The 23,791-nt window shown below is 42.8% G+C and carries 12 protein-coding genes and 1 pseudogene; 11 read left to right on the top strand and 2 right to left on the bottom strand.

The features are described 5' to 3' along the window. Positions 1 to 201, bottom strand: a pseudogene (locus tag NG821_RS10725) (IS982 family transposase); the annotation flags it as partial. Positions 202 to 342: 141 nt separating this feature from the next. On the opposite strand from NG821_RS10725, the gene NG821_RS10730 reads away from it, so the two are divergent. The 4 genes from NG821_RS10730 (at position 343) to NG821_RS10745 (ending at position 3,286) form a co-directional block, all read left to right on the top strand. Then, positions 343 to 1,047, top strand: coding sequence for an MBL fold metallo-hydrolase (locus NG821_RS10730; protein WP_252761672.1), 705 nt, complete (start codon positions 343 to 345; stop codon positions 1,045 to 1,047). Positions 1,048 to 1,141: 94 nt separating this feature from the next. Beyond that, positions 1,142 to 2,035: a LysR family transcriptional regulator gene (locus NG821_RS10735; protein WP_252761662.1), complete on the top strand. Its 894-nt coding sequence runs from the start codon at positions 1,142 to 1,144 to the stop codon at positions 2,033 to 2,035. Positions 2,036 to 2,282: 247 nt separating this feature from the next. After that, the gene (locus NG821_RS10740; RefSeq protein ID WP_252761663.1) at positions 2,283 to 3,020 is read left to right on the top strand and encodes a dihydroorotate dehydrogenase; all 738 of its coding nucleotides are present in this window, start codon (positions 2,283 to 2,285) and stop codon (positions 3,018 to 3,020) included. Further along, positions 2,972 to 3,286, top strand: coding sequence for a dihydroorotate dehydrogenase (locus NG821_RS10745; protein ID WP_252761664.1), 315 nt, complete (start codon positions 2,972 to 2,974; stop codon positions 3,284 to 3,286). The genes NG821_RS10740 and NG821_RS10745 overlap by 49 nt, the downstream gene beginning before the upstream one ends. Before the next feature lie 271 nt (positions 3,287 to 3,557). Here NG821_RS10745 and NG821_RS10750 read toward each other — a convergent pair whose 3' ends face one another. Then, positions 3,558 to 6,020 (bottom strand): glycoside hydrolase family 127 protein, encoded by a 2,463-nt coding sequence (locus tag NG821_RS10750; RefSeq protein ID WP_252761665.1) that lies wholly within the window; start codon positions 6,018 to 6,020, stop codon positions 3,558 to 3,560. Between the two features lie 333 nt (positions 6,021 to 6,353). Here NG821_RS10750 and NG821_RS10755 point away from each other — a divergent pair, with 333 nt between their 5' ends. The 7 genes from NG821_RS10755 (at position 6,354) to NG821_RS10785 (ending at position 23,358) form a co-directional block, all read left to right on the top strand. Further along, positions 6,354 to 8,804, top strand: coding sequence for a glycoside hydrolase family 127 protein (locus NG821_RS10755; RefSeq protein ID WP_252761666.1), 2,451 nt, complete (start codon positions 6,354 to 6,356; stop codon positions 8,802 to 8,804). Positions 8,805 to 8,864: 60 nt separating this feature from the next. Next, positions 8,865 to 11,888, top strand: coding sequence for a SusC/RagA family TonB-linked outer membrane protein (locus NG821_RS10760; protein WP_394802085.1), 3,024 nt, complete (start codon positions 8,865 to 8,867; stop codon positions 11,886 to 11,888). A 12-nt stretch (positions 11,889 to 11,900) separates the two neighbouring features. Continuing rightward, the gene (locus NG821_RS10765) at positions 11,901 to 13,580 is read left to right on the top strand and encodes a RagB/SusD family nutrient uptake outer membrane protein (RefSeq protein WP_252761668.1); all 1,680 of its coding nucleotides are present in this window, start codon (positions 11,901 to 11,903) and stop codon (positions 13,578 to 13,580) included. 9 nt (positions 13,581 to 13,589) lie between these two features. After that, positions 13,590 to 14,567, top strand: a complete 978-nt coding sequence (locus tag NG821_RS10770; protein ID WP_252761669.1) for a DUF4859 domain-containing protein — start codon at positions 13,590 to 13,592, stop codon at positions 14,565 to 14,567. A gap of 5 nt (positions 14,568 to 14,572) precedes the next feature. Then, positions 14,573 to 16,879 carry a DUF6055 domain-containing protein gene (locus NG821_RS10775; RefSeq protein WP_252761670.1) on the top strand — a complete coding sequence of 769 codons (2,307 nt, stop codon included), beginning with the start codon at positions 14,573 to 14,575 and terminating at the stop codon, positions 16,877 to 16,879. Between the two features lie 408 nt (positions 16,880 to 17,287). Beyond that, a complete protein-coding gene (locus tag NG821_RS10780) occupies positions 17,288 to 21,193 on the top strand; it encodes a two-component regulator propeller domain-containing protein (protein WP_252761671.1) in 3,906 nt (1,301 codons plus the stop codon). Positions 21,194 to 21,219: 26 nt separating this feature from the next. Beyond that, positions 21,220 to 23,358, top strand: a complete 2,139-nt coding sequence (locus tag NG821_RS10785; protein WP_252761673.1) for a DPP IV N-terminal domain-containing protein — start codon at positions 21,220 to 21,222, stop codon at positions 23,356 to 23,358. The last annotated feature ends 433 nt before the right edge of the window (positions 23,359 to 23,791 follow it).

Raw genomic sequence — 23,791 nt, forward strand, 5'->3', positions numbered from 1 at the left:
CTCCAAATCTGAGAATTTAGGGACTGGACCACGACGGGGTATGTTACCTTGTTCATTTACGAGATTATTCGAAAATTGTTTGCATATCCCAAGGATTTTGACGAACTTTGTATATAGGTTGTGCATACGATGATTTGAAATTAACAGTTTTGACACTACTAATTTACTAAAAATCAGCGATATGCGCAACTTTTTATACATCATTATTTAATGAATTTAATTCCGCCAACGGGTTATCTTTCTAAAAAGGTATTAAAATATTTTGATATTTACAGCTTTATAACTATCTTCGTACGCAGAATGAAGATAATGAACCGATGGGCAAATGCCCTGATTTTTTTAATGCTAATGATGACTACTGCTTGTGCACAGGAATATCAGAAGGATACCTTTACGACCAAAACCGGCAAGAAGGTTGTTCTGACTGCTATTAAGCATGCGAGTATCGAAATCAATTATGACGGAAAGGAAATAGAGGTGGACCCGGTGAGCGGCTTGCAGCCTGAAACGGATTACAGTAAGTTCCCTAAAGCTGATTTGATTCTGATCACCCATGACCATTTCGATCATCTTGACCTGAAAGCGATCTCTGAACTGTCCAAGGCTGGTACGATGATCATTGCCAACCCTGCTTCTGCAAAAGAGATCATGGGAAGGAGTACTGTGATGAAGAACGGTGATCATCTGACTTTGGGACCGGATATCCGCATAGATGCCGTACCGGCGTATAATACGACACCCGGTCATCTGCAGTTCCACCCCAAGGGACTGAACAACGGTTATGTGCTGACGCTTGACGGCCTGCGCATCTATATAGCAGGAGATACGGAAGATATTCCTGAGATGGCTCAGTTGAAATCCATTGACATCGCTTTCCTGCCTGTCAACCAGCCTTACACGATGACTCCTGAACAAGCTGCAAAGGCGGCGAAGATGATAGCTCCGAAAGTTTTGTTCCCCTATCATTATTCAGAGACCAAAATACAGCGCGTCGCACAGTTGCTGAAGGGATCCGGCATTGATGTCAGGATCCGCAATTATCAATGAGCATATCCGGCAGGTTATCGGCAAAGGGGCTTTCCCCGTTGGGAAATCCGCTTTGCTGAAGGGCCCTGTAATGATTGCTCTTTAATCTTAAGCCATGATAGATATTCGTTTAAAAGTTTTCCGTAGTGTAGCTGAAAATCTGAGTTTTACAAAGGCTTCTCACGAACTCTTCATGAGCCAACCTGCCGTCAGCAAGCATATCCGGGAACTGGAAAGGGAATACAATACGCGTTTGTTTGACCGCATGGGCAACAGCATTCAACTCACGTCGAGCGGGAAACTGATGCTGGAGCATGCGAACCGGATCCTCGAGAACTACAGTACTCTGGACTATGATATCCGGGCTCTGCAACAGGAGACGGAGGGCGAATTGCGGATCTGTGCCAGTTCGACGATCTCCCAATATGTGATTCCCAAGATCCTGGCTGCGTTCTGCAAACGGTATCCGAAAGCGAAAGTGTCTTTGCTCAGTGGCAATTCGCAGGAAATAGAGAAGGCGCTTCTGGCGGATAAGTTCGCGATAGGGATGGTTGAAGGGGTCATCAGGCAGCCGCATCTGAAATATACACCCTTCCTGCGGGACAGGCTGGTCGCTGTGGTGAGATCTGACAGTAAACTGGCACAGAAGAGAAGGATCAGCCTTAAACAACTGAGAGATATTCCTCTTGCACTCCGCGAACATGGCTCAGGAACTTTGGAGGTGTTCGAAAATGCCTTGCATCAGCACCAGATGGGACTGAATGATCTGCAGGTGGAAATGTATCTGGGGTCTACGGAAAGCATCAAACAGTTTGTCTGTTGTTCTCCTGATAGTATGGGGATCGTCAGTATCCGCTCGGTCAAAAAAGAAATCATTGACGGGACATACAAGATGATCAATATCCAGGGACTCGACCTGTCACGTGAACTGGTATTCGTGGAAAAGCAGGGGGAAAGTACTGGACTCCAAAAAGTTTTAAAGCAATTTTTCCTTCAGGCAGTGCAATGAGAGTCGCTGCCGGATAAGAAACGCAAGATGACGGTCTGCAAAGGAAATAAAGGCTACTTTTCGGGAACTTTCAACTCGTAAATATCGGTTCTTCTCTACTCTCTATTACTTTTTGTTATAGTTCATAAAATAAGGGTATAACCAACCCATTCCTTTTTCCTTTACCTTTGTAAGCAGTCAGGCAATGATGTTTAGGATCGACAGGTCTGTCGAATTAGAGAGGAAATTTATAATTAATAATACCGCCATGTTGTATCAAAACGTCTTTAACCCCTTGTTCTTTACGATTGATCCGGAGAATTGCCACAGAAAGTTGGCAAGGTTGTTGAAACTTTACGGTTCAGTTTCCCCTTTGAGGCATATCTTCAGAAAATCTTATCTCGTCCAGAATCCTTTTCGTTTCCAGAATCTTGTCTTTAGGAACCGTGTAGGACTTTCTGCAGGATTTGATAAGGAGGCACAGATATTCGATCAACTCTCTGATTTCGGATTTGCATTTGTAGAAGTAGGCACTATTACCCCGTCTCCTCAAAAAGGCAATCCTTGTCCGAGAATCTTTCGTGCACCGGAAGACGAGTCTTTGATCGCACGTACGGGTTTTAATAACCCGGGTATGGACGTGGCTTTTGAACGTATTTCCAAAGGCAGGAAACACTCCTATGTGTTGGGAGCGAATATCAACAAGGATGCAAATTCCGCAGGACTGGAAACCGTGAAAGATTTTGAGAAAGTATTTTCGCGGCTGTACGATGTCATCGATTATTTCACCATAGATTGGGGGAGCATCAGTGCTGAGGCTATGGAGCAAGTGCTGTGCAGGTTGACTGATCTGAGAGCTCGGCGATCGAAACAACGGGCCTTGTTCCTCAAATTGCCTGCCGACGTTTCTGAAGAAGTATTGGATCAGGTCATCGCCTTGGCAACGCGTTATGGATTTTGCAGGGCTTCATTGCTACAGGACCTACTGCAAGTCGTGAGGGACTGAAGAATATTTCTCCGAAGACACTTGAGCATATTGGCGGTGGTCAGGTCAGCGGTAAAGGTATAGGTTCTCGTTCCAGAAATGTAGTCAGATACCTGCACAGTCATATTGGTAAGGACATGATCATTATAGGTGCCGGAAATGTGATGACACCGGAAGATGCCGAGGAGATGATAGGTGCAGGAGCAGACCTGGTGGCTATCTATTCAGCGTTCATCTATAACGGTCCCGGGATTGTGAAGAAGATGAACAGGCGGCTTATCCATTAGAAAAGCAGTCGTGCATCGGAGAGGGGCATCGGGATAAAGTGAAGGAAAAGAAGGCTGTAATGCCGACTGCAATTCGAATGACTTTATCTGTTCGAAGCTAAGAATTTTTTCTAAAATTTATTGTATCATAGAAACTCATCCTTGTGGGGATGACCAATTGTATCTAAAATCGATAGGCGTGAGTAACATTTGCCGCTCACGCCTATCATCTTTTCTTACGTTATGAAGAGCCTTTACTGACTCGCAATCTTATCTGAAAGAGACTGTCAATTTATTTCACAGACCATTCAAACACGCCACAGGAGAACTTCTCCGGTTGCTTGACGTTGATTCTGACAGCTTTGGTCTTGACAGGGTCAAATTGAACGGTACATGCCTGTCCTTTTGATGTCGGATAGTGGTCTGCATGATTGACATCTTTCCAGTGACCTTCACTGTCCATATATTGGATATTCCAACTCTCCGGAACTTTGCAACCTCCCCAGGGTTGGTCATCATACCAATATACGGTAGAAGTCTGGATGCTCTTTTCTTCCGGGAAAGTGTAGGTGATCCACTCTTTCGTACCTTGCTTAGGCCACCAATGGAAATAAGGGATAGAACGGTCATTTTCATCGGCAGGAACCAATCCGTCAGAGATGCTGCTGAGGGAGAGAGAAGTGGATGAAGAAGTTGCTTTCGCTTCAGAAGCTAAGGTGGCGGGCCGTGCTGGACGTGCAGCCTTGACATCCTGCGGAATCCAAACTTTCATATTCCCGCTCCCACGTTGACACCATGCGAAATAAGGAATGAGTTTCAAATCGACATTCTGTACGGTCAAATTACCTTCTTTATTATAAGCAAGAACCTGAGCTTGAGTCGTCAGAGTCGTCAGGTCCTGATTCTTATAAAGGGTGAGCCGATTCTTCAAACTGTCAGCGATAAACTGGTCATCTGATATATTTCCGGTCGTGAATTGTGGATTCTGGTTCAGCAGGACATTCATAATATTGAAATGGTTGTCCGGCCATTCTGCACAGTAGACGATAGGTCCGCGTTCGATGGATACTTGTCCCTGGTCTGCCTTTACCTTGTCGTTGGCACGGATGATACGCGTGTCCATATCGAAATGTATTCTGACGAGATCGCCTCTCTTCCATTTCCTGTTGATGGTATAATAGCCGTCAGAGGTTAAACGGGCGGGAAGTTGTTTGCCATTTACCGTGATCTTGTAATTGGCTCTTTTTGCATCAGCAAATTCATAGAGGTCAGATGGCACAGGCTGTCCTTTCACCCATCCCGGAATACGTATCTTCAAATCAAATGCCCCTGCCTTGTTCTCGTTGATCTTAAGGCTGATGTCTCCATTCCAGGGATATTGGGTATCCTGGCTGACGGAAACATTTTTGCCTGTAATGTTCAGGCGTGAGGTATTGCTGAGGAAGAGATTGACATAGAGGTTCTTGTCTTTGACGGCATAGACATACCCTGGCAGGGAAGGCAGGAATCTGCAGATGTTGGAAGGGCAGCAGGCACATCCGAACCAAGGTTGCCGCTGATGTTGCCCCATGCTTTCCAGAGGGTTGGGATAGAAAAAGCCTCCGCCATCCATGGACACACCGCTGATGAGACCGTTATAAAGTGTGCGCTCGAGGACATCAAAATATTTGCTTTCACCATGAAGAAGGAACAACCGGTAGTTGACATAGACATTGCCGATGGCAGCGCATGTCTCAGCGTATGCACTCATGTTGGGCAATTCATAATTTTCACCGAATGCTTCACCATTGCTGGTTGCGCCGATGCCCCCAGTGATATAGAGTTTCTTGCTGACGATATTATTCCAAATGCGGTCGATGGCATGGATATAAGCCGTGTCGCCTGTGAGTGCAGCTACATCCGCCATACCGGCATACATATAGGTGGCACGCACGGCATGTCCTACGGCTTCACTTTGCTGGACAACCGGGATATGGCTCTGGGAATATTCCTGTCTTATCTTGGTTTTCCCTCGATAATCAAGAAAATATTTGGCTTCATCGAGATATTTCTTGTTGCCGGTGGTGACATAGAGTTCACTCAGAGCCATCTCGGCAATCTGGTGTCCGGGTACGACATGAGCTTGTCCCGGATTTGGTCCGACCTCCTTGCAAACGCAATCAGCGTAGCGGATGGCGATGTCGAGGAATTTCCGGCTTTTAGTGGCTTGGTAATGAGCGATGGCTCCCTGTATCATGTGCCCGAGGTTGTAAAGTTCATGGCTGAGGTCTTCTTCCTTGCTCCATCTTTTGGATCCTGACCAAGGATGCGGGTGTGCAGGATTTTGTGTCCGGGCAGTATACAGATAACCGTCAGGCTCCTGGGCAGCAGCTACGATATTCAAGACGCTATCAATATAAAGTTTGAGTTTCTTGTCCGGATAGGTTTGGAGAATATAACTTGCCCCCTCGATAGTTTTATAGACATCTGTGTCATCAAAAGGATAGGGCATCAATTCCCCGACATTATATTTATCACTCGGGTGGGCAGCACGCTCGAAGTTCTTATATCTGCCTTCGCTTTCACATTTGCTGAATGCTAAGGGGATGGTTACCTTTCTGCTTGTCTCAAGGCGTTGCCCCCAGAAACTGTTGTCCCATACTTTTACAGAGGTAAAAGGAACGGGAGTAATAGGATATTTTCCTGTCGGAGCATTTTTTGCTTGAGCTGATAAAACCGTGGCAATCAATGCAGTAGTCAATAACAGTGTTTTCATTTGCTGATGGTAATAATACGAGTTTTAATTGTTATGAGGAGCGGGTAGAGCTCTTGTCATTCTTAATAATTGGAAAGACTTGTTTATTTTTATACAAAGTTACTGTTTTTTTATGATAGGAGAGTGTCAAAAAAGTCCAATATTATTAAAATAATCGTCTAATCGTAATGAATTTAAGCATATTGGACGATTTTGCTATCTTTTAGGATGATTCTTTCAGTGCTTTTATAAAAATACGTGTTATTTTGCTAAAAAATTATAGTGTCATTAAACTTTTTGTAGGTTTAATAATTGTCAACTGTTTAAATATCATTTTGAATGGAAAAGCATGCCATGAATAAGAAAGTACCATTATTATTAATTGGAGGAGTGCTGTTTGCTTTGCAGATCAGCGCAAAGTCTAAATTACCTGTTGATCTGCAACGGCCTGAACCTATAAAAGAGGTCTCTTTTACAGATGTCCACCTGTCTGATGTGTTCTGGAGTCCACGTATTGAAATCAATCGTACGGTTACCATTCCGTATGCTTTCCATGAATGTGAAGTCAATGGGCGGTTTGATAATTTCGCCATTGCGGCAGGATTAAAGAAAGGTGAACAACGCGGAGATTTTCCGTTTGATGATACGGATCCTTATAAGGTAATAGAAGGTGCAAGTTATTCGTTGGCGGTCCATTATGATGCCAAACTTGATCACTACCTTGACAGTGTTATATCCATTATAGCAGCAGCGCAGGAACCTGATGGCTATCTTACCACTTGTGTCACCAATAAATGCTATCGCCTTTCGGGTTGGTGGGGAACTCATAAATGGGAGAAACTGAATTCTCACGAACTCTATAACAGCGGTCACCTGATCGAATCAGCCATCGCTCACTATAAAGCAACAGGGAAAAAGACATTCCTCAATGTGGCGATTAAAAATGCGAATCTGGTCTGTAAGACTTTCGGCCCTCATCCGGGGCAGTTGCATCGCCCTTCTGGACATCCCATTGTAGAGATGGCATTATGCAAATTATATAAGGTGACCAATGATAAGAAATACCTGCAGACAGCAAAGTATTTCATTGAAGAGACAGGACGGGGTACTGACGGGCATCAGTTGAGTGAATACAGCCAGGATCATGAACCGATCTTGAAACAAGATGAAATAGTCGGTCATGCCGTACGGGCCGGATACCTTTATTCCGGTGTCGCCGATGTGAGTACACTGACTGGAGATACGGCTTATTTTCATGCCTTGAAACGCATCTGGAACAATATGGCAGGTAAGAAACTGTATATTACCGGAGGAATGGGAAGCAGGGCTGAAGGTGAAGGGTTCGGTCCCAATTATGAACTGAACAATATGACTGCATACGCTGAAACTTGTGCTTCTATTGCCAATGTCTTCTGGAACTACAGGATGTTTCTGGCCACAGGCGATGCCAAATATGTAGATGTCTATGAGCGGGCTCTCTATAATGGTGTGATCAGTGGTGTCTCGCTGAGTGGCAACCGGTTCTTCTATGATAACCCCTTGGAAAGTATGGGGCAGCATGACCGTTCTCCTTGGTTCGGGTGTGCCTGCTGTCCGGGGAACATCACTCGTTTTATGGCAAGCGTACCCCAGTATCAATATGCGACACAGGGTAAGAACATCTATGTGAATCTTTATATCCAAGGCAAGGCTAAAGTCAACCACAATATCGAAATCGAACAGAAGACCAATTACCCTTGGGACGGAAAAATAGACGTGACTGTAAATCCTGAGAAAAGCGGCAAGTTCTCCATTCTCTTTCGTATCCCCGGGTGGGCACAAAACAGTCCTGTACCCACCAACCTCTACACCTTTGCCGATGCACCGCAACCCTATGTCGTGAAAGTAAACGGACACCAACTTCTCAATCTCTCTTCGGAGATGCAAAAGGGTTATGTCGTTGTCAACCGCAAGTGGAAACACGGGGATCGGGTAGAAATTACACTTCCCATGTCGGTCAGAAGAGTAAAAGCTAATAATAATGTGGAGGATGACAGGGGGAAACTGGCTTTGGAGCGAGGACCGGTCATGTATTGTCTTGAAGGGATTGATCAGAAAGACTCTACGGTATTCAATAAAGTCATTACCGAGACGGCTCCAATCAAGGCACAGTATGTAGCAAATAAATTAAACGGCATTGTCGAACTCTCCGGTCAGGCTGAAGAATTGGAAAAAGACGGGACCGTAAAAGATGTACCTTTCCGCGCCATACCTTATAGCACGTGGGATAATCGTGGCCCGGGCCAGATGGAAGTGTGGATTCCCTCTACTCCTGCTTATGCGCATATTGCCCCCGAACCTACTATTGCAAGTAAGTCGAAGACCTTCTCTTACCAGAGTCCGATTCAGAAAGATGCACCGGAATCATCAGCAGTAGAAGGTGAAACGTGGGGCGTCAATGATCAGTGGGAACCGCGATGCAGTTCGGATATCAGCAAACCTTATCAATATTGGTGGTTAAAGGAAGGTACACCAGAAAGCATTTCTTATCAGTTTGACCAACCTTACACCGTCAGTAATGTTCAGGTCTACTGGTTGGATTTCGACTTCTATGACGGAGATTTCCGCATACCAGAATATTGGCGCCTTTACTATAAAGATGAGTCAGGGAAGTGGAAGGAAGTGCAAAATCATAGTGCTTATGGCGTGGCTAAAGACTGCTATAACAGCGTGGATTTCAAACCCGTAAAAACGACCGGACTGAAAATTGTCGCCAAACTCCAAAAGGGCAAGAGCGGTGGTATCATCGAATGGAAAGTCAATTAATCTCGTCTTTCCTTTTCTGGAGAAGACGTAAGAACTCTAATATAACCTAACCTTATTAAAATGAGAAAAATTCAGAATGATTCTGGCTTCTTGTGTAATTGCAAAAAAGCCTTCATGTGCCTAATTTTAGGATTTGTAGCTGTGGCGTTTCCTATAGAGGCGGAACCGGAGATCAAATTGAATATTCCTTCTGTACAAAGTGTCCAGCAAAATTCGATTACTGTGACAGGGATTGTAAAAGATGCTAAAGGCAATCCTATAATTGGTGCTAGTGTCAAAGAGAGAGGAACACCTAGTAATGGGACAGTTACTAATATGGATGGATATTTTAAAATTAATGTTCATCAAGGAGCTACTCTGACAGTCTCTTATATCGGTTTTATTACGCAGAATGTTTCGGCTAATAAAGCTCATAGCATTATTCTCCAGGAAGATTTTAAATCATTAAATGAAGTAGTTGTTATCGGTTACGGTACTCAGCGAAAGGGTGATGTCACCTCAGCTATTACCAGTATCAAGTCGGATGATTTCTCCAAGGGCAGTATTCATGATGCTGGAGATCTAGTTAAAGGCAAGGTTGCTGGTCTGATTATTACAAACAGTTCTGGTGACCCTAGTACGGCATCCAGTATTCGCTTGCGAGGTGTCATTTCGCTCGAGGGAGGAAACACACCATTGGTTTTAGTAGATGGTATTGAAGGTAGTCTATCTACAGTGGCTCCGGAAAATATTGCCAGTATTGATGTTTTGAAGGATGCTTCTGCTGCGGCCATTTATGGTACTCGTGGCGCTGCCGGAGTTATCTTGATTACTACAAAGAACGGACATCGTGAAGAGAATACGACGGTAAATTATTCTGGTTATCTTTCTCTTTCCGGATTTGGCAAGAAACTGGATATGATGGATGGCAGTGATGTCCGTGCCGGTCTTACTGATTTTAAGGACAAGGGCTATGACACAGATTGGCTTGATGCGGTTACTCGTACCGCTTTCACCCATAATCATAATGTGGCAATCCGTGGGGGAAATCAGACGACAACCTATAGTGCTGACTTTACTTACCGGAACCAGCAAGGGGTATTTATTAATACTTATTCTGATGAGATGCATTTTAATGGTAGCCTTTCTCACTGGTTCCTCAATGACAAGGTAAAACTGGCTTTCAACCTGATGAAACGTTGGCATAAAAATGGTCCTGTTGATGCAGCTTCTACTCAAATCTACCGTCAGGCGATTATGCGAAATCCTACAGAGCCGATCTATAATGAGGATGGCAGCTACTATGAAAACATGTCTATTAACTATTATATGAATCCGGTAGAGTTGCTGAAGGAGCATACCGGTGAATATAAAACTGAGGATACTCGGCTTACGGGAAACCTGATCGTAGAACCAATTAAAGGCTGGCAGACAAACCTGATGATGTCTTCTGAACGCTTTAATGATCATGATGAGGGATATTATACTTCTAAATACTATGATCAGGTTATCAATGGTCATACTGGTTATGCTTATCAAAGTTATGCTTATGGCAAGACAGATAACTTGGAGTTAACCTCTACGTATAAGCACCAGTGGGACATACACCGTTTCGAGGCATTGGTCGGTTACAGTTATCAATATGATGAATATGAAGGCTTTAATGCTAATAATACTGATTTTATGAGTGATTTTTATCAGTATAATAACCTTGGTGTAGGTCAGTATCTGAAAGACGGTAAGGCTGGTATGGGCAGCTATAAGAATGATGACAAGTTGATAGGTTTCTTTGGTCGTGTGAGTTATGGTTATGCCGACCGTTATAATATCCTAGTCAGTATACGGCGCGAGGGATCTTCTAAGTTTGGTGCCAACAACAAGTGGGGTGATTTTCCTTCAGCTTCTTTAGGCTGGACGATTTCCAATGAGAAGTTCATGAAGAATGTTAAATGGGTGGACAATCTGAAACTCCGTGCTGGTTTTGGTGTTACTGGCGTCATTCCTTCTGAAAGTTATAAATCGCTTACGCTCTGGGAATTAGGTAGTACCTATTACTATGATAATGGAACATGGAAACAGGGACTGGTTGTGAATTCTAATCCTAACCCTGATCTGAAATGGGAGAAGTCGACGGAATTTAATGTTGGTCTTGACTGGAGTCTGTTTAGTGATCGTCTCTCTGGTACGATTGATGTATACCATAAGAAAACTACGGGAATGCTTTGGAATTATGATGTCCCTTGTCCGCCAAATTTGTATCCTACCACACTTGCCAATGTCGGTGAAATGCGCAATGAAGGTATTGAAATTGCTATCAACGGGGTACCTGTAAAGACAATGGATTTTCAGTGGAAGACTACTGTGACACTGTCTCACAATGCCAATAAACTGCTGAGTCTCTCCAATAGTCTTTATCAGACTGCAAATCAGCATGATGTTGCTTATCTTGGGGAGCCGATTTCTATTAGTACACAACGTCTTGAAGTTGGAAAACCTCTTGGTCAATGGTATGGCATGAAAGTGACGGGAGTTTCTGACAATGGTCTGTGGATGGTACAGAATAAGGTGACTGGCAATTCGGATGAGTTTACAGATAATATGCTTACCGATGATACCTATCATCAGTATCTAGGAAATGCCATACCGAAAGTAAACTTGGGATGGAGCAATACCTTAAACTATAAAAGTTTTGATCTGACTATGCAGTTTACTGGACAATTTGGCTATAAAATTCTGAATGAGGCACGTGCTTTCTATCAGAATAATGCAGAGGTGTACAATCGCCTGAAGAGTGCTGCCATTCCTATATACGGTCATATACTTTCTGTAGCCCAGAAGCAGACCTTCTGTAGCTATTTCCTCGAGGATGGAAATTATATGAAGTTATCAAATGTTACTCTCGGATATACTGTCCCTCTCAAGGTCAATAAGTATGTTAAGAATATTTATGTCTATCTGTCAGGAGAAAATCTCTTTACGCTTACTGGCTATAAAGGTCTTGATCCGGAACTGTCAGATTCAGATCCGCAGAGTTCAGGCATTGACTGGCGTGACAAGTATCCTTCGATCAGATCTTTTACTTTTGGAGTCCAATTTACTTTCTAAAGATTTAAAACTATGAAAATAAGATTGAATAAAATAATGCTGTATTCGGTTATAGGAGTCTGTTCGCTTATGGTGGCAAGTTGTACAGATCTTGATGAAAAATTGTATGATACTATTTCATCGGAACAGCATGACTTCTCGGATACCGAGCTGGAGCATACCATTGCCCCTGTTTATAGCAGTCTGCGAACCGTCTATTGGGGATGGTTTGGCATGTCAGATATTATGGATATGAGTTCGGATGTATGGGGGGTTCCTTCCCGCATCGGCATCGGATGGGGTGATCTGTATGTTCCAATGCATAAGCATCAGTTCAATTCAGAGATGGGGTTCTTCTCAACTAATTGGGATAATAATTATTCTGGTGTAAATGCTTGCAATAAGATTCTTGCCAACAGTGCTATTGCTAATAACAAGGATATTGTAGCTCAAGTACGTGCTTATCGTGCACTCTACTATTATAATCTCTTTGATCTTTTCCGCAATATCCCGTTAGATACTACTTATGTTCACCCTACTGGATGGGTTCCAAGTCAGGAATCTCCTGATTCTACTTTTGATTGGATAGAAAAAGAACTAAAAGAGGTTGCTGACGAATGTCCGAGCAAAGTGGAGATGGGAAAGATCAATAAGTATGCAGCCCACATGCTATTGGCCAAACTTTATCTGAATCATAATGCATGGTTTAAGGATGATACAGATAAGAGTTGGTATCAGAGGAGCCTTGACGAGATCAATAAAGTTATTACTGGTCCATTCTCTTTATCCCCGAATTACAGTGATAATTTTAAGGAAGATATTTCCATCTCTCCCGAAATTATCTTTGGCATTCCATATGAGATGAAATATGCAAGCGGAAATTATATGGCAAATCTTTGGATTCATAATGCTGGCCGTGCCCGCTGGAATTTCTCTGGCTGGGCTACAGGCGGGGGTATTGTGTTTCCACAGTTCCTTGACATCTATGAAGATGGTGATACAAGGTATGATAATACATGGACTGAAGGACAGCAATATGCAGCTGATGGAAGTCAGATTCTAGTAGATGGGGAACCGTTGGTATATACTCGTGAGCTCCACAGTATTGATAATCCCGGCTGTTATCCTTTTGAGAGTGACCGTCTTATAAAGTATGAGATTAAAAGTGGTGATTATGGAACCAGCTATGACGATGTCCCTTATTTCCGCCTTGCTGATGCCTATCTGATCAAGGCTGAATGCCTTCTTCGCTTGGGTCAGAATGAAGATGAGGCTGCAGACCTTGTATCTAAGGTCCGTGCTCGTGACTTTAAGTCTGATCCTTCCAAGGCTATAGTAACTGCTGCTTATCTGAAAGGCGGTAGCAAGTATGACTATGGACATAGGGAGAACCAAGGACAACAGGGAGAAGCTGATAAATGGATTATTACTCATGAAGGTGGTGATGATATCGAGTTTGGCGGGCTTCTTGATGAGTATGCCCGTGAGTTTGTTTGTGAAGCACACCGCCGTGACGAGTTGATCCGATTTAATATCAAGGGTACTAATATGGATGTCTATTGTGGAAAGTCCTGGTTCTGCAAAGATGCTGAGTCTGACCGGCATAGTGATATCTTCCCAATACCGAAAGAAGCTATGGACGGTAATCCTAAACTAAAGCAGAATCCAGGTTACGGCACTACTACGACTATATCCGCTAAGATGATTAAATAATTTTGTATCATGAAAAAAAATATAATCTATATAACTGCTTTTTTTGTTGTCTTGGGAATGGCTGCCTGTAGCACCGATCCTGAAGATGCTGTGTCAAAGCATGTTTACACGGCGGAAGAATCTCCTTACCTCCGTACGGATACCAGTGCTAATATTGCCATTACAGCAGAGTTTCGCAAAGGACATATTCTGCAGAAGGCCATTGACCTGAAAGATTATGCTATTAAGATTCAGAGTCATCTCGGTATGACGGTAGATGATATGATTTCTGGATTGGAGTCTGGGAAGGTGGTATTTTATAATATCAATATCAATAAAGGGGTTTGGGACAAGACCTCTCCTAATGACAGTACAGGTTGGGGATATGATGCTTCCGGTAATATTTCTGATACAGCCCAGGTAGCAAGTATCACCTTGGATAAAGTGAACAAGTCTCTTGTTTTAAATGTTCCGACTAATTCGGATGCAGGTCTTTCTCTTAACGAGAATGTCGGTTTTGCCATTAACAATGGTGAGGATTTTGACAAGTATGTCCGTTTCAATATCAGTATGTCTGTTACGGATCTTGGTACTGTTATCAAGACCATTTCTATACCTACTGGTGACTATTCCGTCACAGAGTTGAAGTTCAGCGATATAGAAACAGCTATCAAGGCCTGTTTTGATATGTCATCAACTGATTTCAACAAGATTGTACAGGATACTTCTGGTGATATTGCCATGTATATGGTTGATACCAGCGGAAACTGGATAAAGGGAAAGGACTATACTGCCAACGGCATTGGCTTCTGGTGTGACGCTAGTGGCAACCCGATATCTTGGAGTAGTAAGTGCCAATATTTCGTAGAGACGCATGATGGTTCTGTAGGTATAGGCAGATATGCAGGTATTGCTTCCGGTACACATGCAAAAGTACATTTTGTCTACGCCAGTAAATCTGACAACAGTAAGTTTATGGAATTTGTCATTACGGCTAATTTTGAATGAAGCCTATGAAAAGAATAACCATTATTTGCTTCAGGAGCGTCCTTGCGGCACTCCTAGTGCTTCCATTTGCAGCATGTAGTGATGATATCGTTGTAGGAAATATTACAATTGCCAAAGATGAACTAAATAAAATAATAGACTGGGATGAGACAGAAAGTTCCGTTTCTTTTACAACTGATGCATCATGGATAGCTACCGTGTCGGATGTGACAACTCATGCGGCAGGTATAAAATTGAGCTGGCTTACACAAACAATTACTTCTGGTGATGCTGGTGATGCTAAAATGCCTTTTGTAGTAACTAAAAATGATAATGAAAGTTATCGTGAGGCTCTGATTACTATTACTAGTGGCGGTGTCTCTTCTGTCATTACTGTACACCAGAACGCCAATCCAAATGCTGTCAAAATCAAGTCTCCTTCGGAAATACCAAATTATAGTAAATATTATTTGCCGGCAGCTACTAATGAAGGATTTGAAAAAGGTGCCCAGGGTATGTTGCGCAGTGACAATCGGTGGTCGTGGTGGCGCATGAAACAGAGCGACCACTTCTTCGTTTTTTGGGAACCAGGATTCGGAGAAGACCCAAATGCGGACTCTATTCCGAAAGCTTTGCGAGTTAATATTGATGATCTACTGAATAAGGCGGAGCAGTTTTACAACACCAATATTACCAGATTAGGCATGGCTACAGTAGGACAGGGGAAATCGCAGTTGGATAATTACAAGATGGAAATTTATCTGTTATATCAGACCGATTGGCTGGCTACCGGTTCGGGTTATGATAATGTAATTGGTGCTTTATGGGTCAATCCTAGTACTTGTCAGCCAGTTGGTTCTACTATCGGCCATGAGATTGGACACAGTTTCCAGTATCAAGTCTTTGCAGACAAACTTTATACCGGTGAGGCGGCTATAGGTTCAGGCGGAATCCTTCCTGCCGGATTCCGGTATGGATTTGGAGAAAATGGGGCTGGAGGATGTACTTTCTGGGAGCAGTGCGCCCAGTGGCAGTCTTTTCAGGATTACCCTCAGGAGGCTTTCACACAGGATGCGAATGTCCAGGTCTGGCTCAAAAATCATCATCGTCATTTTAATCATGAATGGCAGCGTTATGCCAGTTATTGGTTCCCGTATTACTATACGGAAAAACACGGTATTACGGCTTATTCCCGTATCTGGAAGGAAAGCAAATATCCTGAAGATCCCGTACAGACTTATATGCGGCTCTATTGTAATAATAACTTGAATAGCCTTTATAAGGATATGTATGATTATTCAGCTCATTGTGCGAATTATGATTTCACGGCTATCCATCAATATGTCACAGATGCAGCACTCAATTATTCAACAGAACTTTTCAAGAGTAATGATTATTATCAGGTGAGTTACAGTAATTGTCCGGGTACTACAGGCTTCAATCTGATACCTTTGAATGTACCTGATGCCGGTACTAAGGTTACTGCAACTATAAAGGGCATTGCTCCTGGCTCTGCTCTCGCTTCTGGTGATCCGGGTACGGTTGTCGACGGAGACGGAAAGACGAAGGGTACGGTTACCCATTATAATACGCAGACGAATAACAGTGAGAATTTTCGGTATGGTTATGTTGCTATTGCCGGTGATAAATGCTATTACAGTGATATGACGTCTGGCAAGGAGGGGACTTGTTCTTATGTTATACCTGCAGGTACGACTAAATTGTATTTTTGTATTATGGGAGCACCGGATATTTATAATCGTCATGCCTGGGATGATGACGAGACTAATGATGAGCAGTGGCCTTATTGGGTCAAGTTTATCAATACGGATTTATTGGGTAATATGAATATTCCATCTGGTACACCTGAGAGTATAGAACTTAGCCATACGGTAAGTTGCGAATTTGGTTCGAGTAATTATGTGCAGGGTACTCTTGATCTTCTCAGCAATGGGGATATGGGGCGGATAGCCAAAGCGTTCAAGCTCCAACCGTCTGAAATAGCTTCGGTTACACTTGCTCCCGGTAGTGTGCCACTTTCCGGTCCTTCTGAAGGTCATATAGCAGTCGCACTGACAAATCCAGACGGAAGTCTTTCGTATGCTTATTCGGCTAATGGATTGGGATTTTGGGTGGCAGCTGATGGAAGTGCCTCTTCTTGGGGGAAAGCTCCTGTTTATTTCGAGTACAATCCTAGAACCTATTCGCTAGCCTATGGGCATAAGCCAGGTAGTAGTGTACAGAATACTACTTATTCCATGCGCCCTACACTAGTATATAATCATAAAGGCAAGCTTTATAAGGCAGTTTTATCATTAAAGATGAAATTTTAACTTTTCCTATTCAATAAAAGATTAACGTAGGCCCGAAGAAATAAAGTAACGAAAGTATTAGAATATTTTCGACCATTTTTTTTAGATGTTATGTATTTAAAATCTAAGTATAATAAACATAATCTCTATGATAGCTGAGCATAAGGTTGCTGAAATATTTTGTGTTACAAATGATTTAAGTAAAGCATCTTCTGTGTAAAATTAAATGCAATCATTGTGAATTACTATTCACATAGAGAATACGGAGAATATATTGGGTGTTTAAGATAAAACAATTAAAAGAAACTAATATTTTGGAATGAAATAAAAATATATTATCTTTGTTGTAGAATTCTATGTGAAAGAAATTCATGGATGATTGTTCAACAAAAACTTAATCGGGTATACATCTTTCTAATAATCTTGTCAGTGTCTGCATTCTCTTATGGAGCAGAATTTTTTGACTTCCGTTATCGTACAATTACGATAGCAGATGGATTGCGGTATAATACCGTACGACATCTCGCTCAAGATCACCGGGGATTTATATGGATGGGTACTGATAATGGTCTCTGCCGATATGACGGATATGAAGTGGAATATTATCCTATTTTAGAGACTGGATCAGATCAGTATATTTCTGCATTGTTCCCATTGTCTGATGGAATGCTTGTAGGTACTGCCCATGGCGCTTTTTATTTTGATTACAGTACAGAGAAGTTCTCTCGGTTTGTTCCTCAGATCAAATCTGAAATCAGTTCTATCGCAAAAGATCAAGACGGTAATATATGGCTTTCCACTATCGGTCAAGGTGTTTTTCGCTATCATGTCAAATCACAGGATCTTTCGCATTTCGCTTTTAAGTTTTCCAAGAATTGTGTAACCCAGGTTTTCATCGATTCAGACAATCAGGTGTGGGCTATCGCCAAGTACGGCTTGTCTGCTGTCAGTAAATTCAACAAGGCTCGAAATTGTTTTCAGCTACGACAATTTAGTGCGGGTATCAATACTTCTGATGCAAGAATAATCCAGGCTCATAATGGAGAATTTTGGCTGGGGACATGGAATGATGGACTCTATCGTATGACAGACGGGCGACTCATACATGTTCTGGATCCTGCCTTGACTGGGGTTGGGAAACATATCCATACACTCGTAGAAATGCCTGATGATAAGATGTATCTGGGCTGTGACGAAGGGGTCATCGTCTATGACGAAAAAACAGGAAAATGGAACAAACTGGATTTTCAGGGTGATCATCTCAATTTCATTGATGGTAAATTTGTCTATTCTATCTTACGTGACCGTGAGGGAGGAATATGGATAGGTACCTTTTATGGTGGGGTGGTATACATTTCTCCTATAGGAAAACGCTTTGCAAGTTATACAAATGGCCAAGATGGTTTCAGGGGCAGTGTGGTCAGTCATTTTTGTGAGGATGATTTCGGACATGTCTGGATAGCTAGTGATGACGGGGGATTAACTTGCCTTGAGGAAAAGACCGGGAAATTGATAGCTTATGCAGGTCAAACTCTTCTCTCTTCTTATAATGTACATGCTTTGTGCATAGATGGTTCTGATCTATGGATTGGGACTTACTCTAATGGTATCATCAGGATGAATCTGATCTCAGGAAAGATGCAACGGTATAATGAAAGGAACGGCTTCGACAGTAAAAGCTGTTATGCCATCTATAAAGACCATTTTGGGAGATTGTGGTTCTCTACTATGGAATACGGTATACTGACCTATGATAGGCAGACAGACTGTTTCCGCAAAGTTTATAAGACTGCGGCTCTCGTTTTGGATATTGATGACGATAATAGGGGCAATCTTTGGTTTTCTTCTCAAGGAGCAGGCTTGTACCGTTATAATTATATGACTCGGAGTTGGAGCAACTACCGGAATTCCAAATCGGTCTTTTCTATTCCTTCTGACCAAGTCAATTGCTTATGCGTGGGAGATAAAGGCAGATTGTGGATCGGGTCAAGTGGAGGCTTATGCTACTATAATCCTACAAAAGATAATTTCCGACGTCTAGCCTTGGCCCAGGAGGGTTCTGATGTCAGTGGCATTGTGTATGATCAGGGGGTATTGTGGCTCGCGACGACTCATGGAATCTTAAGGTATGAACGAGGAGAGGCACTTCACTTCTTCAACAGATATGATGGATTATCTTGTGAAGTTTTTCGGCCGAATGCCGAACTGAAGACTTCTGACGGACGGATTTTCTTCGGGGGCATCAACGGATTTACGGCTTTCTATCCTTATCAAATCAGAGTCAACAAGATGGACCCGGCGGTATTTATTACCGGTCTTGAAGTGTATAATCAACCTCAAAAGGCGGGATCCAAGTTGTTGCCTAAGGCTATTGGATATATCAATCAACTAGATTTGCGGTACAGTGATAAGATGTTCAGTTTGTCGTTCGCTTCACTCAGCTACTGCTCACCGGAGAAAAACCAATATGCCTATAAATTGGAAGGATTTGATAAAGACTGGAATAATGTGGGGAATTGCCGTCACGCTACTTACACCAACCTTCCTTCAGGTACCTATACTTTCAGAGTCAGGGCAACTAATAATGATGGCGTATGGAGTCCTCATGAGGCTTCTTTGACGATAGTCGTTCATCCGCCTTTCTGGTGGACATTGCCTGCTAAGATATTATATTTGGCCGCTGTTCTCTATCTGGTATACGCATATACCCATTTCCGCTTGAAGCGGGTGGAAATCAGGCATCAGGAAGAGATGAGAACTCTGGATAACCGCAAAAATATAGAGATCAGAGAAGCGCATCTGAAGTTTTTTACGATGATCGCCCATGAGATCCGCACACCTGTGACTCTGATAATAGGACCTTTGGAACAACTGATGACGCACCAGAAATCTGATGTTAGTTCCGCTGCGAAGCAGGACCCTCATACAATCTCCGCCTTGGAGGTGATAGATAGGAATGCGCATCGTCTCCTGTATTTGGTCAATCAATTGCTGGATTTCAGCAAAGAGCAGCGACAGAGTTTTCTGGTTCATTTCAAATCACAGGATATAGGGGCAATTCTGAGATCGGTGGTGATTCAGTTTCAACCTTTTTTTCGCCAGAAAGGGATTCGTTTCCATGTCGATTATCCTCCCGGTCATTTTTCTGCAGTCGTTGATTCTGAAGGCATCACGAAAGTTGTGAGTAATCTGCTGATGAATGCCCTGAAATATACTCGTGATGCAATAGATATGAGCATTATAGTGGCGGATGACCGACAGAGTTTTCAACTCGTCGTTTCTGATAATGGAGTGGGGATCAGCAAGTCGGAACAGGCGAAAGTCTTTAATGCGTTCTATCAGGTCCAGTCTAATAACCCGGGCACAGGGATAGGATTGGCTATCGTTAAAAGCATCGTTGATCTCCACCATGGTCAGGTGCAGCTTGATTCGGAACTGAACAAGGGAACTAAATTTACTATTACTTTTCCAGTTAACCAGAAAGGCATTGCCGTGGCTCATCCGTCTGCGCCAACCTGTGGGGAGGTGGGCGGAAAGCTAAAGACCGTGCAAGATGTACCGACTGCGATAATTGCCTTGTCAGACAGTGAAAAATCTTCTGTACTTATCGTTGAGGATGATGAAGACATGCGGGATTTTCTAACTTCTAATTTTCGGAATAATTATATTGTCTATACGGCTTCCAATGGCATCGAAGGGATAAATGTCCTATTGCACCATACTGTCACGTTGATCGTTTCAGACTGGATGATGCCTGGAATGGATGGCGTGGCTTTCTGTCGTCATGTGAGGGCTGACCAGAATACCAGTCATATTCCTTTTATCATGCTTACGGCCAAAACAGATGATGAGAGCAAGACCGAGAGCATGAATTGCGGGGCGGATGCTTATATTGAGAAACCTTTTTCTGTCAAGTACCTGAATGCCTGTATCGGCAATCTGATCAGCATGAGGAAATTGTTGATGAAAAAGTTTTCTGATACACCGACAGAACCGATTACACATATTGCCAGAACGCCTCTTGATAATGATTTTCTCTTGAGGATGAATCATCTCATAGAAGATAATATTGATAATGCCGACTTGTCGGTCAACTTTATTGCCGAAAAGATGAATATCAGCCGATCCAGTCTGTTTGCGAAGATCAAATCTCTAGCAGACGTTACACCTAATGAGATGATACAGATTGTGCGTCTCAGACGCGCTGCCCAACTCTTGAAAGAGGGTAATTATCGGATCAATGAAGTTTGTTTCATGGTAGGCTTCAGCAGTCCTTCCTATTTTGCGAAATGCTTTCAGAAGCAGTTTGGAGTAAAACCTACTGACTATAGATGAAAAATGAATTAAATATTAGGATAATGATGAATTTACGACCGTTATTTTTTGCTGTGGGCTTGGTGTTATCTGTCCCGGCATTTTCTCAAGGTACTTTGGAAGATTATAATCGTGCTTATGCTCTCAAGAAGGATTTCAGTTCTTCAAGGGTATATCACTGGGCTCATGATGTACAGTGGAAAGACTCTTCTGACGTGTTCTATTATCAGATAAATACTCGTGATGGTAAAGGACAATATGTCTCCTATGATGCTACCAAAGGTACGGAAAAGGCGTTTGATTCCGAAAAAGAACTCAATCAGTCTCTCGGTATTGTGAAGAAACCTGCGCCTAGACCCTGGCCGGGCAGGATACATCAGCGGCATTGGATGGAAGTGGATGAGGAGACGGAACTTCAGCCTGTTACATCGCCTGATGGGAAGATGGAGGCGTATGTGGAGGGACAGAATATCGTCGTACATCAGATAGGCACTCCATTTTCGACAAAACGCGTGTTGTCTCAGGATGGAACACTGGGGTGTTATTATTCTAATCAGATCTTATGGTCACCTGACGGACGCTATCTTTTCGATTGTAAGCGGATACCTGTCCAAAAACGGTATGTCTATTCTGTGGAGTCTTCTCCTGAGGATCAGCTCCAGCCTATTCTGCACAAACAGGAATATGCCAAGCCTGGAGATGCTTTACCTCAGAAGATACCGGTCATCTTTGATTTGAAAACCGGTAAACAGTTGGCGGCAGATCCTTCCGTCATCAGTAATCAGTATGATTTGGCTGGTTTCCAGTGGAATGCTGATGGCAAAGAGGTTATGATGGAGTATAATCAACGGGGGCATCACCTCTATCAGGTGTTGTCCATGAATGCTATTACTGGTAAGACTCGGGTTGTCGTGCAGGAATCGTCTCCGAAATATATCAATTATCAAAGGATGTTCCGCTATTATACTCAAGATGGGAAACACTTGATATGGATGAGCGAACGGGACAATTGGAATCATTTGTATCTTTATGACGTATCTACCGGGAAGGTCGTCCGACAGATTACAAAAGGTGCTTGGTGCGTCCGGCAAGTCCTGAATGTAGACGAAGCTGCCAAAGTCATTTATTTTTCTGCAAGTGGGGTCAATAAGGACGAAGATCCTTATCTCGTCCATTACTATCGTATAGGTTGGGATGGGAAGAATATGACTTGTCTCACTCCGGAAAAGGCCCAACATGAAGCGGTATTCAGTAATGATTACCGTTATCTTGTAGATACTTATTCTTTGGTTGATCAGGCTCCTATAACTGTTCTCCGCGATGCAGGTACCGGAAAATTGATAAAGATACTGGAAAAAGCTGATATCTCAGACATTCTGTCTAAAGGCTGGAAAGCTCCGCTCGTTTTCAAAGCAAAGGGACGTGACAGTAAGACGGATATGTGGGGAATTATCCAACTCCCGGTTAATTTTGATCCGTCCAAGAAATATCCAGTCATTGAATATATTTATGCCGGACCGGGTGATGCTTATACTCCAAAGAACTTTGTGTCTTACAATTGGACTACGACTTCTCTGGCTGAACTGGGATTTGTGGTTGTACAACTTGATGCAATGGGGACATCATGGAGAGGGAAGAAATTCGAGGAAGTCTGCTATAAGAATCTAAAAGATGCCGGGTTCCCCGATCGTGAATTGTGGATCAAAGCGGCTGCACAAAAATATCCTTATATGGATGCTGGAAATGTGGGAATCTTCGGCGCTTCTGCCGGTGGGCAGGAGAGTTGTACGGCAGTCTTGCTCCATGGTGATTTCTATAAGGCTGCCTATTCCTCTTGTGGGTGTCAAGACAATCGGATGGATAAGATTTGGTGGAATGAACAATGGATGAGTTATCCTGTTGACTCCAGTTATGTCAAATGCAGTAACGTCTATAATGCGCCTAAATTGCAGCGTCCGCTGATGCTTGTTGTCGGAGAACTGGATGATAACGTGGATCCGTCAAGTACTTATCAGGTTGTCAATGCTTTGGAAAAGGCGAACAAGGACTTTGACCTGGTTGTCTTGCCTGGTGTGCATCATACATTGGGAGAAGACTATGGCGAACATAAGCGTTTCGATTTCTTTGTCAAGAATTTGTTGCATGTGAATCCTCCTAAATGGGAAGAGGTCAAGACGGGTAAATAAGACTCGGAAAGATAGAATGCCTGAAGCCTTGAACATCAAGTTGATTACAGCTTGATGTTCAAGGTGCTGAAGGTTTCTGCTTGTCTTTATCATGACTTCTCGGTCAGATCCCCTATGCTTGGGTTTGTTGATGAGTCTTTCATCTCTTAGACTCCTTGTTATTTGCCTTACATCTGAAACAGACGAACTGGAATAATTGCACTTCCCTATTTGTCTTTATCAATTAAAAGAAATCATTATTTGTTTTATACCATTTATTTTATCTTTATCAGACTCATGAAAATATCCTTTTTTCGAAGATAAACTGGGTCAGTCCATAATCTTGGGGATTTAACATAAGAGTCTATTGATAATTTTTTATCTTTGTAGCATGGAAAGCAAAAAGACAACAGACTATAAATCCATTCTATCCATGTTCCTACCGAAGGGCATG

The organism is Segatella cerevisiae (genome assembly GCF_024054555.1).
GTDB lineage: Bacteria > Bacteroidota > Bacteroidia > Bacteroidales > Bacteroidaceae > Prevotella > Prevotella cerevisiae.

What these genes read in the sequence shown, in the direction of transcription:
- NG821_RS10735 (WP_252761662.1), top strand. Translation starts at nt 1,142, where the DNA reads ATGATAGATATTCGTTTAAAAGTTTTCCGTAGTGTAGCTGAAAATCTG.
- NG821_RS10770 (WP_252761669.1), top strand. Translation starts at nt 13,590, where the DNA reads ATGAAAAAAAATATAATCTATATAACTGCTTTTTTTGTTGTCTTGGGA.
- NG821_RS10755 (WP_252761666.1), top strand. Translation starts at nt 6,354, where the DNA reads ATGAATAAGAAAGTACCATTATTATTAATTGGAGGAGTGCTGTTTGCT.
- NG821_RS10775 (WP_252761670.1), top strand. Translation starts at nt 14,573, where the DNA reads ATGAAAAGAATAACCATTATTTGCTTCAGGAGCGTCCTTGCGGCACTC.
- NG821_RS10750 (WP_252761665.1), bottom strand. Translation starts at nt 6,020, where the DNA reads ATGAAAACACTGTTATTGACTACTGCATTGATTGCCACGGTTTTATCA.
- NG821_RS10730 (WP_252761672.1), top strand. Translation starts at nt 343, where the DNA reads ATGCTAATGATGACTACTGCTTGTGCACAGGAATATCAGAAGGATACC.
- NG821_RS10760 (WP_394802085.1), top strand. Translation starts at nt 8,865, where the DNA reads ATGAGAAAAATTCAGAATGATTCTGGCTTCTTGTGTAATTGCAAAAAA.
- NG821_RS10785 (WP_252761673.1), top strand. Translation starts at nt 21,220, where the DNA reads ATGAATTTACGACCGTTATTTTTTGCTGTGGGCTTGGTGTTATCTGTC.
- NG821_RS10765 (WP_252761668.1), top strand. Translation starts at nt 11,901, where the DNA reads ATGAAAATAAGATTGAATAAAATAATGCTGTATTCGGTTATAGGAGTC.
- NG821_RS10740 (WP_252761663.1), top strand. Translation starts at nt 2,283, where the DNA reads ATGTTGTATCAAAACGTCTTTAACCCCTTGTTCTTTACGATTGATCCG.